This window comes from Pseudoalteromonas sp. BSi20439, from assembly GCF_000241165.1.
Taxonomy (GTDB): Bacteria; Pseudomonadota; Gammaproteobacteria; order Enterobacterales; family Alteromonadaceae; genus Pseudoalteromonas.
In genome coordinates this window covers 1-16,784 of sequence record NZ_BADW01000018.1, presented here as the reverse complement: position 1 = coordinate 16,784, position 16,784 = coordinate 1, and the positions used below count along the sequence as shown (strand labels likewise).

Below are 16,784 nucleotides of genomic sequence, written 5' to 3'. Positions count from 1 at the left end.
AATTAGCAGGTATTAACTACTAATCTTTCCTCCTGACTGAAAGTGCTTTACAACCCGAAGGCCTTCTTCACACACGCGGCATGGCTGCATCAGGCTTGCGCCCATTGTGCAATATTCCCCACTGCTGCCTCCCGTAGGAGTCTGGACCGTGTCTCAGTTCCAGTGTGGCTGATCATCCTCTCAAACCAGCTAGGGATCGTTGCCTTGGTGAGCCATTACCTCACCAACTAGCTAATCCCACTTGGGCCAATCTAAAGGCGAGAGCCGAAGCCCCCTTTGGTCCGTAGACATTATGCGGTATTAGCAGTCGTTTCCAACTGTTGTCCCCCACCTCAAGGCATGTTCCCAAGCATTACTCACCCGTCCGCCGCTCGTCAGCAAAGTAGCAAGCTACTTTCTGTTACCGCTCGACTTGCATGTGTTAGGCCTGCCGCCAGCGTTCAATCTGAGCCATGATCAAACTCTTCAATTAAAAAGTTTTATGTCTTTCGACAGCTCAATGAATTCTGAATTTATTTAATATCTTTCGATATTGAATTGACTGTGCTGAATAACTACCTAAGTAATTATTCTGTTGGTCACTCAGTTTCAATTGAGACTCTAATTTGTTTGCCTCGCTACCGAAGTAGGTTGGCTGTTAGAACTCAATCTGTACGAGTGCCCACACAGATGATTGCTTTATATTGTTAAAGAACGTTGCGATTAAAGCGTTAAACTTTATCTCGCTAGGGCTGCGCATATTACGCTTTCCTATTTTTTTGTCAACACTTAATCTTTAGTTTCTTTTAAAAGATTTAAAAGCTAAGTTTTACTCGACTCACTTACCGTTTGTTCAGCGCTTTTCATTGCTGCCTGCCGGGTCAGTGGATGCGCATTATAGGGATATTCTGGAGAGGGTCAATGCTTTATTTCAGTTTTATTAAATTAATTTCAATTTAGTACAATAACCATACAAATGAAGGGCTGCAGGGCTGTTTTTGATTAAAAAGCATTCACATAAGGCATGATTATTGAGAGGGGAGGAAGTAAAAGCGATTTATAGATAACCGCTACATCGCTTTTACTTAAAACTTTACTAATTACTGAGTTGTTATTTCCCATACGGCAATTGAGCCTGAGATTTCATTACCGACTATAAGCAGTGCTTCGTTTGTTGCACTTTGCGCTGCAGGAACAAATGTCATTCCTTCAGGAGCAAGATCGCCAGTTATATCTGCACTTGGTTCTAAACCACGATTATAAAAATAGTCTTGAAATTTCACATCGTAAGGGTTGGTTATATCAAACACCATTATTGCGCCCATACGCTCTAAGCCAACAAAAGCAAATAACCTATCGCCAACCTCACCTAATGTTAGCGCTTCGGGTTCTGCCCCTTTATCATCTGAGCGTGTATCGCCTTTATTTTCATCTTCGTTATTATTGAATGCATTGCCATGAACAGAAGCGGTTACTCGTGCAATTTGATCGCCTGAGTCAAACACCACCAGCCCATTGCTATCCCAAATGGTAAATGACCGTGCGCCATAAGCATAAAGCGATTCGTATTGGCCGTCGTTATTTTTATCACCTTTTACTGTTGTAACTTTTAAACGACCAATGTCGTTACCATCGTTATTTAAGTAATCGAAGTTAGCTGCGAGAGCTAGATCTTCTACGCGGCTTTCATCTATATATGCCAAACACCCATCTTTAGCGTCATAATCAAGGCCGCCCTGAGCGATGCAATCAGCTTCATCGCTGGCATCAAAAAAGTATTCGCGTGCATCACCCTCGTTGGCAGATACAATAAAGTTGGCTCCTTTCCAACTAAAACTTGCAATTGTATCTGGCTGATACATGCCATATAAACCAGGGTATGATTTAAAGTTAACACCGCCGTCTTTGTCTGAAGCGTCAAATTGTAAGTTTGACCAATCTTTAAAACCGAGTCCTTTTAGCTCAAGGGAATTATCTTCAAGGTTGATGATGGCTAGAGCGTTATTTTCTTGAATAGAGACATAAGCGTATTTATTATCCTTGGAAATGCTCACATATTCTGGCTCTAAATCGATCGAAACCGTGGTATTTATTAAATTACCATTAATAGTACGTCCAGTAGGATTGGCAAACACTAAGCCCTGCGCTTCTAATTCTGCTTGCTTATTATTGTAAGCTTGAAAGTTTATGCTCAAAGCGGTATCGGCAATAGTGCCGTTATTGATATCGATAATGCTAATTGTGCCTTCGGGGTCGATACTGTAGTCGCCATTAGGTTCACCTTCATTAGCAACCACTACTTTTGCACCATCATGGCTAAATGTCACCATGTCGGGTAGGGCACCTACAGTTACATTTTTAATAAATACTGGTGTATCTCCGCCAATATTGTAAAACGCTATTTGGCCAGCTTCGCCCACGTTTTTAGCAGCCATTGCTACCGCTAATAATTGGTTATTTGCATCGATAGCTATGCTGTTTGCATCACCAGGCGTATTTTCATTTAGTGAGAGCGTAATGGCAGAGGCTAAGTTGGTCGCGTTTACAATACCTTCGTTATCTTTTACTAATGCTGCGGTGTCGAACGTATCGGCAGGAATGATATTCACAACTGCCTCATCGCCAGAGCTATTAATGGCATAAATCCATTTTTTAGAGGCTTGGTAGGCGACTATTTCAGCTGCCCCCTCTGGGCTTTGTGCATTGAGGACTGCGCGGCCAATAAGATTTATATTTAAAGCTGAATTTGCATTAGTGCCGTTTTCGCCATTATTACCCGCTGTACCTTGTACACCCTGAGCGCCATTTTGGCCGTCATCACCATCTAGTGAGCAACCAGTTAATAGTGATAGCAAAGAAAGGGCTATTATTGATTTGTTTAACATTATTGTTTTCCTTAGTGTTGTATTAGTTAAATATCAACACACAGGGATGACAATAGTATGGCATTTTTATTTGAATTATATTTAGGTAATAAAAAAGCGAGTCATTAAACTCGCCTTTAAATATTTAATAAGTAATGATCATTACTATTTTTTAACTGGGCGTTTCCAACCGTCTAAATTGCGTTGCTTGCCACGTGCTACGGCTAGCTGATCATCCGCTACGGTATTGGTAATAACAGAGCCCGCGCCAACGGTAGCGGTTGCACCAATATTTACAGGGGCGACCAGTGATGAGTTAGAGCCTATAAAGGCATTATCGCCAATAATGGTTTTGGCTTTATTCACCCCATCGTAATTACAGGTAATCGTGCCAGCGCCAATATTCACTTTCTCGCCAATTTCAGCATCACCTAAGTAACTTAAGTGGTTTGCTTTAGAGCCTTTACCTAAACGGGTTTTTTTCATCTCCACAAAGTTGCCAATGTGAGAGTCTTCTTCCATTACTGCACCAGGGCGAAGGCGGGCGTATGGACCAAGGGTACATTTAGCTGCAACTGATGCATCTTCAATCAATGTATTGGCTTTAATAACAACATTATCGCCGATACTACAGTTTTTAAGTACGCAGTTAGGGCCAATTTGTACGTTATTACCTAAGGTTACTGTACCTTCAAAAATAACGTTGATATCGATGAGGACATCTTCACCTGTTTTAACGTCGCCACGTACATCTATGCGAGCAGGGTCGGCAAGAGTTGCACCATTTAGCATCAGCTCTTCTGCTTGCCATGCTTGATAAGCACGCTCTAATCCTGCAAGTTGTACGCGGTTATTTGCACCTTCAACTTCCATTGGATGATCAGGCTGTGCTGATGTAATTTCTACACCTTCACTGTGCGCCATTGCAACTATATCTGTGAGGTAGTATTCGCCTTGAGCATTATTGTTAGATAGGTTACCTAACCATGTTTTTAAAAGCTTACCATTAACCGCCATAATGCCGGTGTTTACTTCGTTAATAAGTAACTGCTCAGCATTGGCATCTTTTTGCTCAACAATCCCCACTAACTTACCATCAACACGTAGCATGCGCCCGTAGCCGTTTGGGTTTGCTAAATTAACGGTTAATACTGCTAAACCATTTTTAGGTGTCGCTGCTAATAAGCGCTCAAGTGTAGATTGCTTAGTTAAAGGTACGTCACCGTATAAAACCAGTACAGTGTCGTCGTCATTTATATGTGGGTTAGCTTGTGCCACTGCGTGGCCTGTGCCTAGTTGCTCAGCTTGTAGCACCCAGTTTACGTTATTATCGGCTAATTGTTGTTGTAATAGTTCGCCGCCGTGACCATAAACAAGGTTGGTAGAGGTTGCGCCTAGCGCATTGGCATTATCGATAACGTGTTGCACCATAGGTTTACCTGCCACTTTATGCAGTACCTTAGGCAGAGCAGAGCGCATACGAGTACCTTTACCCGCTGCAAGAATTACTGTTGTTAGAGCCATTAAAACAATTTCCTTTTCCGTTGTTTTAGCTTGATAGAATAAGTGTGCTGCAAAGTAGATTACGTAAGTCACATCATGTGCAAATACTCAGTAGGCTAAGCAATGACTACTGAATCTTAACTTAAGCAAAATAACACCTAATAGAATAGGGTTATTGTAACGAGGATCTTGCGTAGATATAAGTAATAATGAAGAGATATTAGCCATAACGATTAATTTATTTACAAATAGCTACGGGATTTATCATCAGGCACAAAAAAGCCCACATAAAGTGGGCTTTTAAAAACCAGATAGGCTTACTTTTTACGTAATTGCTGAATAATGCGTAGCTGAGCAATTGCTTCAGCTAGTTGCATTGCTGCTTGATTGTAATCAAGTTCAGCAGATGCGCCTTTTGCCATTTGGGCTTCAGCGTCACGCTTAGCTTGCTCTGCAGCTTTCTCGTCCAGGTCTTCACCACGAACAGCTGTATCAGCAAGTACGGTCACTATGTTCGGTTGAACTTCTAGTGTACCGCCAGCAATATAGATGAGTTCTTCTTCACCAAATTGCTTAACTAAACGTACCATACCAGGTTTAAGGGCAGTTAGTAGTGGGGCGTGACCGGCGTTAACACCTAACTCACCTTCACTACCAGATACTTGAATAGATTCTACTAAACCAGAAAATAATTTCTCTTCAGCACTTACTACATCAAGATGTACAGTCATAGCTGCCATACTACCCTCCTAATTACATGCTTTTGGCTTTTTCTTGAGCTTCTTCAATAGAGCCAACCATGTAGAACGCTTGCTCTGGCATATCATCAAACTCACCGTTTAAGATACCTTTGAAGCCTGCAATTGTGTCTTTAAGTGAAACGTATTTACCTGGCGCACCTGTAAATACCTCTGCCACGAAGAATGGCTGAGATAGGAAACGCTGGATTTTACGTGCACGAGATACAAGTTGCTTATCTTCGTCAGAAAGCTCGTCCATACCTAGAATCGCGATGATGTCTTTAAGTTCTTTGTAACGCTGAAGAACTGTTTGAACGCCGCGCGCTATACCGTAGTGCTCTTCACCGATTACTTGTGGATCAAGCTGACGTGAAGATGAATCAAGAGGGTCTACCGCTGGGTAGATACCTAGTGATGCGATATCACGTGAAAGTACCACTGTTGCATCTAAGTGAGCAAACGTTGTTGCTGGAGATGGATCCGTTAAATCATCCGCAGGTACGTATACCGCTTGGATTGAAGTAATTGAACCAGTCTTAGTAGATGCGATACGCTCTTGAAGTACACCCATTTCTTCAGCAAGTGTAGGCTGGTAACCTACCGCTGATGGCATACGACCAAGAAGTGCTGATACTTCTGTACCCGCAAGTGTGTAACGGTAGATGTTATCTACGAAGAAAAGTACGTCGCGACCTTCGTCACGGAACTTCTCAGCCATAGTAAGACCTGTTAACGCTACGCGTAAACGGTTACCTGGAGGCTCGTTCATCTGACCGTATACAAGCGATACTTTATCAAGTACGTTTGAATCGTTCATCTCATGGTAGAAATCGTTACCCTCACGAGTACGCTCACCAACACCTGCGAATACTGAGTAGCCGCTGTGCTCGATTGCGATGTTACGGATAAGTTCCATCATGTTTACGGTTTTACCAACACCGGCACCACCGAATAAACCAACTTTACCACCTTTAGCGAATGGACATACAAGGTCGATTACCTTGATACCCGTTTCTAAAAGTTCAACTGAGCTTGATTGCTCTTCGTAAGTAGGTGCTGCACGGTGGATAGACATACGCTCGTCTTCACCGATTGGACCTGCTTCATCAATTGGCTCACCAAGTACGTTCATGATACGACCTAGGGTCTTAGTACCAACTGGAACTTGAATTGCTTCGCCTGTGTTTGCTACTGCAGCACCACGACGTAAACCGTCTGTAGTACCTAGTGCGATAGTACGTACCACACCGCCACCTAGCTGCTGTTGAACTTCTAAAGTCAAACCAGCTAAATCGCCATCTGTTACTTTTAGCGCGTCATATACGGCTGGCACGCTGTCTTGTGGAAATTCGATATCCACAACGGCGCCGATAATTTGGACGACCTTACCTAAACTCATGTCTATTCCTCTCGTTAATCTTTGCCTGAAGCATTAAACTGCTGCTGAACCAGAACAAATCTCACTAATTTCTTGTGTGATTGCTGCTTGGCGAGCTTTGTTATATACAAGCTGTAACTCATCCATAAGGTCACCGGCATTATCAGTTGCAGCTTTCATTGCAACCATGCGGGCAGCCTGTTCAGAGGCAGCGTTTTCAACTACACCTTGGTATACCTGAGACTCAATGAAACGTACTAACAAAGACTCTAAAATAGCCTCTGGGTTTGGTTCATATAAGTAATCCCACGCATGTGTAGATACTTCTTCTTCAGCTTTTGGCAAAGGGAGTAACTGATCTACTATTGGCTCTTGCTTCATGGTATTAACAAAGTTGTTATATACCAGGAATAAACGGTCAATTTTACCTTCAGAGAATGCATCTAGCATTATTTTTACTGGACCAATTACGTCCTGTACTGAAGGCTTATCTCCAAGACCTGCTTTTTTAGCAAGCACTTGACCACCAAAACGTTGAAAGAAGCCAGCTGCTTTACTACCTAAAGTAGCAAAATCAGCATCTACGCCTTTTTCTTTCCACGCTTTAATCTCTAATGCGACTTTTTTAAACTCGTTTGAGTTTAAACCGCCACATAGACCACGGTCAGTAGAGATAACAATATAACCAACTCGTTTTACTTCACGTTCTTCTAAGAACGGGTGAGTAAAATCAAGATTTGCTTGAGCAACACGACCAATCACTTTACGTAATTTTTCAGCGTATGGACGGCTTGAAGCCACTCGTTCTTGCGCCTTTTTCATTTTAGACGCAGCAACCATTTCCATTGCGCTAGTGATCTTTTGAGTATTTTTAATACTGCCGATCTTGCTTTTAATCTCTTTTCCGCTGGCCATGACTCTCTCTCCGAATCAAGGTGTGCTTTAGGATATAAAGCACACCATTAATAACTAAATTACCAAGTTTGCGTAGACTTGAACTTCTCTAGAAGTTCTTTAAGCTGCGCTTCGATCTCGGCGTTGTAGTTACCAGTTTCATTGATTTGAGCCATAAGCTCTGCGTATGTGCTATTTGCGTAAGAAAGTAAAGCCGCTTCGAAATCCATGATTTTAGGAATTTCGATGTCTTTTAAGTAACCTTTCTCAGCTGCGAATAACGACAAAGACATTTCAGCAACAGACATTGGCGCGTACTGTTTCTGCTTCATTAGCTCTGTTACACGCTCACCATGCTCAAGTTGAGCACGAGTAGCATCATCAAGGTCAGACGCGAACTGCGAGAACGCAGCTAATTCACGGTACTGAGCTAGGGCTAGACGGATACCGCCACCTAGTTTCTTAACGATTTTAGTTTGTGCAGCACCACCAACACGCGATACCGAGATACCAGCATTTACTGCCGGACGGATACCTGAGTTGAATAAGTCAGTTTCTAAGAAGATCTGACCATCGGTGATAGAGATAACGTTTGTCGGTACGAACGCAGAAACGTCGCCGCCTTGAGTTTCAATGATAGGCAATGCCGTCAATGAACCTGTTTTACCTTTCACTTCACCGTTAGTGAACTTTTCAACGTAATCAGTGTTTACACGTGATGCACGCTCTAAAAGACGCGAGTGAAGGTAGAATACGTCACCTGGGTATGCTTCACGGCCTGGTGGACGCTTAAGTAGCAATGAGATTTGACGGTAAGCAACTGCTTGCTTAGATAAATCATCATATACGATTAATGCGTTTTCACCACGGTCACGGAAGTATTCACCCATAGTACAGCCCGAGAACGGTGCTAAGTACTGAAGTGCCGCAGATTCAGAAGCAGATGCTACAACTACGATAGTATTTGCAAGTGCACCGTGCTCTTCTAATTTACGTACTACGTTAGCAATAGTAGATGCTTTTTGACCAACCGCTACGTACACACACTTAACGCCTGTGTCTTTTTGGTTGATGATTGCATCGATTGCTAGTGCAGTTTTACCTGTTTGGCGGTCACCGATAACAAGCTCACGCTGACCACGACCAACTGGGATCATAGCATCGATAGATTTGTAACCAGTTTGTACTGGCTCATCTACTGATTGACGCTCGATTACACCTGGTGCAATTTTTTCTACAGGTTCAAACCCGTCGTTATCTAAAGCGCCTTTACCATCGATAGGAGCACCTAGTGTGTTTACAACACGACCAAGTAGACCCGCACCAACAGGAACTTCTAAGATACGACCAGTTGTGTATACTTTTACGCCTTCTGTAAGGTCAGCGTAAGGACCCATTACTACTGCACCAATTGAGTCGCGCTCAAGGTTTAGTGCGATAGCATAACGGTTGCCAGGAAGCTCAATCATCTCACCTTGCATACAGTCAGCTAGACCGTGGATGCGAATGATACCGTCAGTAACAGATACAATTGTACCTTCGTTACGAGCTTCACTTACAACTTCGAACTTCTCAATACGTTGTTTGATCAGATCTGAAATTTCAGTGGAATTAAGTTGCATGCTCTTTTTCCCAATTACGATTGTAGTGTTGTGGCTAAGCGATTTAATTTACCGCGTAAAGAGCCGTCAATTACAGTGTCGCCTGCCTTAATAATAAGACCGCCAACTACTGTAGCGTCTTCACTACAATTCAGCTTAACTTTGCGTGCGAAACGTTTTTCAAGTGCCGCTACCAATGATTCTTGCTGCGCTGCAGCAAGAGGTGTTGCCGAAATCACATCAATATCGATTTCTTTGTCATAGTCTGCTTTTAAAGCAGAAAATAAATGAGCAACCTCAGGTAGTGCAATCAAACGTCTATTTTCAGCCATCACCTTAACTAGGTTCTGACCTTGTTCGTTGAGCTGCTCACCGCATAAGTTAATAAATAACTCAGCTTGTGCAGTAGCAGTAGGCAATCCAGCTAAAATGGTAGATGCCTGTTCATTGCTGGCAACGTGGCCAGCAAAGAACAACATGTCATTCCAGCTATCAATAGTGCCTTTTTCAACGGCAAGTTCAAAAGCCGCTTTAGCGTATGGGCGAGCGATAGTAGTCAATTCAGACATGCTCATACCCTCCTAATTACAGCTCAGCGACAAGTTTTTCAACGATGTCACTATGTGCGGCTTGATTGATTTCGCGCTCTAAAATTCTTTCTGCGCCAACCACTGCCAGAGTTGCTACTTGCTTACGTAGCTCTTCTGTCACACGGTTACGCTCTGATTCAATTTCAGAGTGCCCTTGAGCAATAATTTTTTCACGCTCTTGCTGACCACGAACAGTTTCTTCGTCAACAATTAGCACGGCACGCTTTTTAGCTTGATCAATGATATCAGCCGCTTGAGCCTTTGCATCTTTAAGCTGTTCTGCAGCTTTCTGTTGCGCTAGTTCTAAGTCTTTCTCGGCTCTATCAGAGGCAGCTAAACCATCTTCGATTTTCTTCTGGCGAGCTTCAATTGCACCGTTTAGTGGTGGCCATACGTATTTCATACAAAATAATACGAACACCGTAAACGCAATTAATTCACCGATAAGAGTGGCGTTTAAGTTCACAACCGCTCCTCCTTAAATAGTAAGCTGTTCAAAAAATAAAATTAAAGTACGAACAACAATACCATCGCGATACCAACACCAATCATTGCTACAGCATCGATTAGACCAGCAAGGATAAACATTTTAACTTGTAGCGATGGTGCTAGCTCAGGTTGACGTGCACATGCTTCAAGGAATTTACCGCCCATGTTACCAAAACCAACAGCAGTACCAATTGCACCAAAACCAATTAGTAGTGCAACTGCGATGTATTTTAAGCCTGTTACTAGTTCTAAAGCTTCCATTTATTTCTCCAAAGTTTCAATTGTATTAAAAGTAAAAGTAAAATTGTAAATATAGTAATTAGTGATTATCTGAACTTGCCATGCTTAGGTATACGATTGTAAGCATCATGAATACGAATGCTTGCAATACGATTACTAAGATATGGAATACAGCCCACACAAAGTGCAACGGTAGTTGCATTAAACCTACAGCACCTATAAGGATGAAGATTAACTCACCTGCATATAAGTTACCAAACAAACGCAGAGCCAGTGAAAACGGCTTAGAAACCAATGCGATAAGTTCTAGTAATAGGTTGAATGGGATTAAAAGAATCTGCATAGCTGTATTGTTTGAACTAAACGGGTGAAGTGTTAGTTCTTTAATAAAACCGCCGATACCTTTGATTTTAATTGAGTAACCAATCATTAGAATGAACACGCCCAGCGCAAGTGCAGCGGTCATGTTGATATCGGTTGTTGGTACAATTTTCATGTATACGTCGTGTGAATCCATACCGAATGCAGTTTCGCCAACAAAGCCAGCAAATGCAGGTAGGAAGTCAACTGGGATTAAATCCATTAAGTTCATTAAGAATATCCAAACGAATATTGTTAATGCTAATGGTGCAATTAGCTTACTTTTACCGTGGAAGGTATCGCGTACGTTGTCGCCAACGAACTCAACAACCATTTCAATGAAACATTGAAGTTTTCCAGGTACACCCAGAGTTGATTTTTTTGCGGCACTACGGAAGATCCATAAAAATATTAGACCTAGTCCGATAGACCATGCGAGGGTATCTATATGCCATGTCCAGAAGCCACTATCCGTACATGCTTTATTGAAGGCAAGACCGGCGTCGGTCGAGCACATCTTAGCATTGGTTAAGTGGTGCTGAATATGGCTAGATAGAGTAACTTCTTCTGCAGCCATGTTATATCCCAAAAGTTAATGTTTAAAAAAAACGGGTGTAAACAATCCTGTAAACAACACCAACACATAAGCACAAAAGAAAGGTAGCAGTACTACCGGATAAAGCTTTAGCATTAGTGCAAACAAAACGATTGTTAGCATAAATTTTAATCCGTTGCCGCGTTTTAACGAGGCATACGCTTGATTTGCTCGACTTGCACCCATATATCTGAATGCATAAAGCGCAAATACAAAGTTAGGAAGTACTGCGACTGCGCCACCAGCTAGAGCTGAAAGTGCGGCATTGGTTTCCCAACCTATAAAAATTATTAGTGCAGCTAAAAGGGCTACAAATCCCTGAAGGCAAATTAATTTTAATGCGGCAAGCCTATACGGGCTCGCTAACTTATTAGTCACTTTTAATTAACCTTTATGACGCTCTAATTGTCAGGGTATGAAAACTGGCGAAATTATACTTAATCCTGCCAGTTTTGCAACTTGAGTAGGTGCTTTGTAACACAAAATCGCTGTAAATGTCCCTTTTTAGACATCCAATAAATTAATGGTGGGAATAGTCTTGATTGATACGGTTTAAAATACCGTCTAACTCGTCAAGATTAGTGTAAGAAATAACCAACTTCCCTTTGCCTTTTTTGTTGTAATTTATTTCTACTTTTGCCCCAAGATTATCAGCAAGTTGTTGCTCTAACTGTTTAACATCTGGGTCTTTTTCTATTACTTCTTTTACTGGAGCAGGCTCTAAAATAGAGCGTACTAGTTTTTCGGTTTCGCGAACGGTCAATGCTTTCGCAACAGCTAAACGGGCTGCATCTGATTGCACTTCACCTTCAAGTGCTAATAAGCAACGAGCGTGACCCATTTCAATGTCACCATGCTCTAACAATATCTTTACATCGTTATTAAGATTATTTAAGCGTAATAAGTTAGTCACGGTCGTACGCGATTTACCAACTGCATCAGCCACTTGTTGATGCGTTAACTCAAACTCATTAAGCAACCGATTAAGTGCAATCGCTTCTTCCATAGCGTTTAAGTCTTCACGCTGAATATTTTCAATCAGAGCAATAGCAACGGCTGCTTCATCAGGGACGTCTTTGATAATACAGGGTACAAACTCAAGCTTAGCAATTTGCGCAGCGCGCCAACGGCGTTCACCGGCAATAATCTCGTAGCTATTATGCGCAACAGGACGCACAACGATAGGTTGAATAATTCCTTGTGAGCGTATCGAACTAGCGAGTTCTTCAAGTGCCTCTTCAGACATGTCTTTACGAGGTTGGTATTTACCTGAGTGTAAAAACTCGATCGGTAGTTTTTGTAGTTCACTGTTGCTAGGCTGCGCTGCATTTTCAACTGCGCTAGTTACGTTAGCGGTGTTCTGTTCCTTGCCTTCGCTTGGTGCAGGTTTAGATGAACTTAAAAGCGCATCGAGTCCTCGGCCTAAACCTCGTTTTTTAGCAGACATGTTATTTTTTTACCTCAAAGTTAGGCGACAACGGGAGTTGTTTTTTCTTTTCTGCGTAGCATTTCACCAGCGAGAGCTAAATAAGCTTTCGCGCCACTTGATGCTCGATCGTAGTACATTGCTGGGGCACCAAAACTTGGGGCTTCTGCAAGTCGAACATTACGTGGGATCACCGTACGGTATACTTTATCGCCAAAATGTTGTTTTAATTGTTCTGATACATCATTTGCTAGTCGATTACGCGGATCGTACATAGTACGAAGTATGCCTTCAATCTGTAAGTTAGGATTAACTAACTTAGCAAGTTGCGTAATCGTATCCATTAATGCAGTTAATCCTTCCAATGCATAATATTCACATTGCATAGGCACTAAAATAGAATCGGCAGCGGCCATGGCATTAACGGTTAACATATTTAAAGAAGGCGGGCAGTCTATAAAAATAAACTCATACTGATCTTGTATTTTTTCAAGCGCGTTACGCAAACGTACTTCACGCGCAAATAATTCCATCAGCTTAACTTCTGCAGCGGTCACATCGCCGTTTGCAGCAATCATATGATATTCGCCTGAAGTTTCTTTAATAATCACTTCATCAATAGGCTTATCTTCTATGAGCAAATCATAGACAGTAGGGACGTCACCATATTTGTCGACGCCACTACCCATGGTCGCATTGCCTTGCGGGTCGAGATCTATTAACAGCACTTTACGTTTCGTTGCAGCCATAGATGCAGCGAGATTAACGGCAGTGGTAGTTTTACCTACTCCGCCTTTTTGATTTGCTAATGCGATGACTTTTGCCACAGTGTCTCTGATCCCTAGTCTTTAGAAAGAATTATTAAATGTCGTTGTGCATCTAAATCCGGTACTTCTAATGCAATTTTTTGCTCAAACTTAACACCTGCAGGGAGTGAGTCTAATTCCTCACTTGGAAATACCCCTTTAAGTGCAATGAACTTACCTGAATGATCGATTAAGTGCGAACACCAGTCAATCATATCTTGTAACGATGCAAATGCACGACTTAGTACGCCATCTAATTTAACACTTGGTTGATATTCTTCAACTCTTGACTGCACAGGGGTGACATTATCAAGGCCAAGCTCATGTTTAACATGCATTAAAAAACGTACACGTTTACCTAAACTATCTAATAATACAAACTGCGTATCAGGTAAGGCAATAGCTAACACTATGCCCGGTAAACCAGGACCTGTGCCAACATCAATATAATGATGACCGGTCAAGTGAGGCGCAACAACTAAGCTATCCATTATATGTTTAACCATCATTTCTTGAGGTAAACGTACCGAAGTTAAGTTATAAGCTTTATTCCACTTATCGAGTAATTCGACATAGCGAACAAGCTGTTGCTGTTGTTTTTGTGTTAGCGCAATATCAGTTTGCGCTAACAAAGTTGTTAATTGTTGCTGTAACACAATGTACCTTTACCGTTACGCAGTTTTGCGTAACAAGCCTTGCTTCTTCAGATACACCAATAATAGCGAAATCGCCGCTGGGGTGATACCAGAAATACGCGAAGCTTGGCCAATAGTGTCTGGACGAGCATCAATTAGCTTAGCAACAACCTCGTTTGATAAACCAGAGACGGTTTTATAATCAAACTCTTTTGGTAATATTGTTTCTTCATGGCGAAGTTGCTTATTGATCTCATCTTGCTGACGCGCAATATAACCTGCGTACTTCGTATGAATTTCAACCTGCTCTAAAGCCGCCTTATTGGTAAACTCAGATCCAAGTCCTTCAATCGCCATCAAGTCGTTATAACGCACTTCTGGACGACGCAATAATTCTTCTAAGCTGGCTTCACGCACAAGTGGCGTTTTTAGTAATTCGTTTACTTTATTAACCATGGCATGATCTTTATGGATCCAGGTATCTTTAATACGCTGTTTCTCTTTAGCGATCACTTCCATTTTTTCGTTGAATGCTTGCCAACGTTCATCGTTAACTAAACCAAGTTCACGGCCTTTTTCAGTTAAACGAATATCAGCATTGTCTTCACGAAGTAGCAAACGGTATTCAGCGCGGCTAGTAAACATACGGTACGGTTCTTTTGTACCCAGTGTTGCTAAGTCGTCAATCAGAACGCCTACATAGGCTTCATCACGACGTGGCGTCCACGATTCTTTGCCTTGTACTTGTAAGGCTGCATTCATACCTGCGATCAAACCTTGTGCACCCGCTTCTTCGTAACCGGTAGTACCATTAATTTGACCAGCAAAAAATAAACCATCAATAAATTTAGTTTCTAATGATTGTTTTAAGTCGCGCGGATCAAAAAAGTCATATTCAATGGCATAGCCAGGACGACAAATGTGTGCATTTTCAAATCCGGTGATCGATTGCACAATTTCTAACTGTACATCGAACGGTAAGCTGGTTGAAATACCATTAGGGTATAACTCGTATGAAGTTAAACCTTCTGGCTCTACAAATATCTGGTGTTTATCTTTATCTGCAAAACGGACAATTTTATCTTCAATAGACGGACAGTAACGTGGGCCTATTCCTTCGATAACACCTGAGTACATAGGTGAGCGATGTAAGTTTTTGCGAATAACATCATGTGTTTTTTCATTGGTGTAAGTGATGTAACACGGAATTTGTTGTGGGTGGTCGCTTTGTTTACCCATAAATGAGAATACCGGTGTTGGTGTATCACCTGGTTGTTCTTGCATTTTACTAAAATCGACAGTCCGGGCATCAATACGCGGTGGCGTACCTGTTTTTAAACGATCTACTCTAAATGGTAATTCACGTAAGCGATCAGCTAAGGCAATTGAAGGTGGATCGCCAGCTCGGCCGCCTTTAAAGTTTTCAAGGCCGATATGAATTTGACCACCTAAGAAGGTACCTACGGTTAGTACTACACTTGGTGCACTAAAACGTAAACCCATTTGTGTCACTACACCGGTTACACGATCATTTTCAACAATTAGATCATCACATGATTGCTGAAAAATCTTTAAGTTTTCTTGGTTTTGAAGTGTGTTTTGAATAGCCGCTTTGTACAAGGCACGATCTGCTTGAGCACGAGTTGCTCGTACAGCAGGGCCTTTAGAAGAGTTAAGCGTACGGAATTGGATCCCGCCTTTGTCAATGGCTTGAGCCATTGCGCCACCTAGGGCATCAATTTCTTTAACCAGATGACCTTTGCCAATGCCACCAATTGCTGGGTTACAAGACATTTGACCAAGGGTATCCATATTGTGAGTTAGCAGCAGGGTATTCATCCCCATACGGGCAGCTGCCAATGCGGCTTCAGTGCCTGCATGTCCACCACCTACTACGATAACGTCAAAATTTTCGTGAAAAATCATTAATGGGATCCTACTTAAATCAAACCAGTAAACTTCAAAAGGGAGCGTATTCTACCTAGAAATTAGCAGAAGATAAATGATTAAACAGTGCTCAAGATCTAAGTAAGTGATCTCTAATAATATAAAGGATCTTTTAAAGAGATCTTTTAATACTATTACTACTACTGATCGGGTTTTCTGTTGATAAGCTTTAGATCGTGATTAAAAACATATAATTAGATCGGATCTAAAGGTGTTAATATGATCGGATCTTCAGGCAAATAAGCTCTGATCAAAACGGGCTGTTATACACAGGCCGATCAAGTCTCGATCTTATCCCATGGATAAGCATAGCTAAAAAAGCAGTTTAATCAGTGTTTATCCACAAAATATATTAAATTATTAGTAAATTGTGGGTAACTTTATTTATAACTTATCGCTTGATCTTTCTATTTTAAACCTGTTTGTGCTATCCACGAGTCTAACCAAGCTAAGGCCGTATCTTCGGGTAGTGCTTCATCAAGAATGTTTAGCTCCAACCGTTGTGCTACTTTTACAGCACCTTTTTGGCTTAAAAGGGCATCTATATTGCGCCCTGCAAGGTTATAAGTGTCGTAACTGGTATCGCCAAGTGCAATAACCGAATACTTTAAATGCGAGAGATCATCTACTTGAGATACTTGTTCGACAAAGCTAATTAGATTGTCAGGGTAATCACCCGCACCATAGGTTGATGTACAAACTAACCAAATAGTATTTTGCTGATCTATTTCATTAAA

Annotated in this window: 16 protein-coding genes and 1 rRNA gene; all 17 read right to left on the bottom strand. The window is 41.7% G+C overall.

The features are described 5' to 3' along the window. Positions 1-472: ribosomal RNA gene (locus tag P20439_RS01900) — 16S ribosomal RNA — on the bottom strand; the annotation flags it as partial. A 607-nt stretch (positions 473-1,079) separates the two neighbouring features. Beyond that, the gene (locus tag P20439_RS01895) at positions 1,080-2,864 is read right to left on the bottom strand and encodes a choice-of-anchor I family protein (protein WP_008464178.1); all 1,785 of its coding nucleotides are present in this window, start codon (positions 2,862-2,864) and stop codon (positions 1,080-1,082) included. A 144-nt stretch (positions 2,865-3,008) separates the two neighbouring features. Then, entirely contained in the window at positions 3,009-4,367 is a 1,359-nt protein-coding gene (gene glmU / locus P20439_RS01890) for a bifunctional UDP-N-acetylglucosamine diphosphorylase/glucosamine-1-phosphate N-acetyltransferase GlmU (protein ID WP_008464177.1), read from the bottom strand. 296 nt (positions 4,368-4,663) lie between these two features. Then, complete coding sequence (locus tag P20439_RS01885) at positions 4,664-5,086, bottom strand: F0F1 ATP synthase subunit epsilon (protein ID WP_008464176.1); 423 nt, start codon at positions 5,084-5,086, stop codon at positions 4,664-4,666. Between the two features lie 13 nt (positions 5,087-5,099). Further along, positions 5,100-6,485 carry a F0F1 ATP synthase subunit beta gene (gene atpD / locus P20439_RS01880; RefSeq protein WP_008464175.1) on the bottom strand — a complete coding sequence of 462 codons (1,386 nt, stop codon included), beginning with the start codon at positions 6,483-6,485 and terminating at the stop codon, positions 5,100-5,102. A 33-nt stretch (positions 6,486-6,518) separates the two neighbouring features. Next, the gene (gene atpG / locus P20439_RS01875; RefSeq protein ID WP_008464174.1) at positions 6,519-7,379 is read right to left on the bottom strand and encodes a F0F1 ATP synthase subunit gamma; all 861 of its coding nucleotides are present in this window, start codon (positions 7,377-7,379) and stop codon (positions 6,519-6,521) included. A gap of 59 nt (positions 7,380-7,438) precedes the next feature. Continuing rightward, on the bottom strand, positions 7,439-8,980 hold the full coding sequence (gene atpA / locus P20439_RS01870) for a F0F1 ATP synthase subunit alpha (protein ID WP_008464173.1): 1,542 nt from the start codon (positions 8,978-8,980) through the stop codon (positions 7,439-7,441). 14 nt (positions 8,981-8,994) lie between these two features. Then, entirely contained in the window at positions 8,995-9,528 is a 534-nt protein-coding gene (atpH, locus tag P20439_RS01865) for a F0F1 ATP synthase subunit delta (protein WP_008464172.1), read from the bottom strand. 16 nt (positions 9,529-9,544) lie between these two features. Next, on the bottom strand, positions 9,545-10,015 hold the full coding sequence (gene atpF, locus P20439_RS01860; protein WP_008112130.1) for a F0F1 ATP synthase subunit B: 471 nt from the start codon (positions 10,013-10,015) through the stop codon (positions 9,545-9,547). Positions 10,016-10,056: 41 nt separating this feature from the next. Beyond that, complete coding sequence (gene atpE / locus P20439_RS01855; protein WP_006793954.1) at positions 10,057-10,299, bottom strand: F0F1 ATP synthase subunit C; 243 nt, start codon at positions 10,297-10,299, stop codon at positions 10,057-10,059. 58 nt (positions 10,300-10,357) lie between these two features. Beyond that, the gene (gene atpB, locus P20439_RS01850) at positions 10,358-11,215 is read right to left on the bottom strand and encodes a F0F1 ATP synthase subunit A (RefSeq protein ID WP_008112123.1); all 858 of its coding nucleotides are present in this window, start codon (positions 11,213-11,215) and stop codon (positions 10,358-10,360) included. 15 nt (positions 11,216-11,230) lie between these two features. Then, the gene (locus tag P20439_RS01845; protein WP_008112121.1) at positions 11,231-11,611 is read right to left on the bottom strand and encodes an ATP synthase subunit I; all 381 of its coding nucleotides are present in this window, start codon (positions 11,609-11,611) and stop codon (positions 11,231-11,233) included. Positions 11,612-11,753: 142 nt separating this feature from the next. Next, entirely contained in the window at positions 11,754-12,680 is a 927-nt protein-coding gene (locus P20439_RS01840) for a ParB/RepB/Spo0J family partition protein (protein WP_008464171.1), read from the bottom strand. 20 nt (positions 12,681-12,700) lie between these two features. Further along, positions 12,701-13,486: a ParA family protein gene (locus P20439_RS01835; RefSeq protein ID WP_008464170.1), complete on the bottom strand. Its 786-nt coding sequence runs from the start codon at positions 13,484-13,486 to the stop codon at positions 12,701-12,703. A gap of 14 nt (positions 13,487-13,500) precedes the next feature. Continuing rightward, a complete protein-coding gene (gene rsmG / locus P20439_RS01830; protein ID WP_008464169.1) occupies positions 13,501-14,121 on the bottom strand; it encodes a 16S rRNA (guanine(527)-N(7))-methyltransferase RsmG in 621 nt (206 codons plus the stop codon). Between the two features lie 15 nt (positions 14,122-14,136). Then, entirely contained in the window at positions 14,137-16,026 is a 1,890-nt protein-coding gene (gene mnmG / locus P20439_RS01825) for a tRNA uridine-5-carboxymethylaminomethyl(34) synthesis enzyme MnmG (protein WP_008464166.1), read from the bottom strand. A 428-nt stretch (positions 16,027-16,454) separates the two neighbouring features. Further along, a partial coding sequence (locus tag P20439_RS01820) for a flavodoxin domain-containing protein (RefSeq protein ID WP_036932705.1) occupies positions 16,455-16,784 on the bottom strand: 330 nt, incomplete at its 5' end.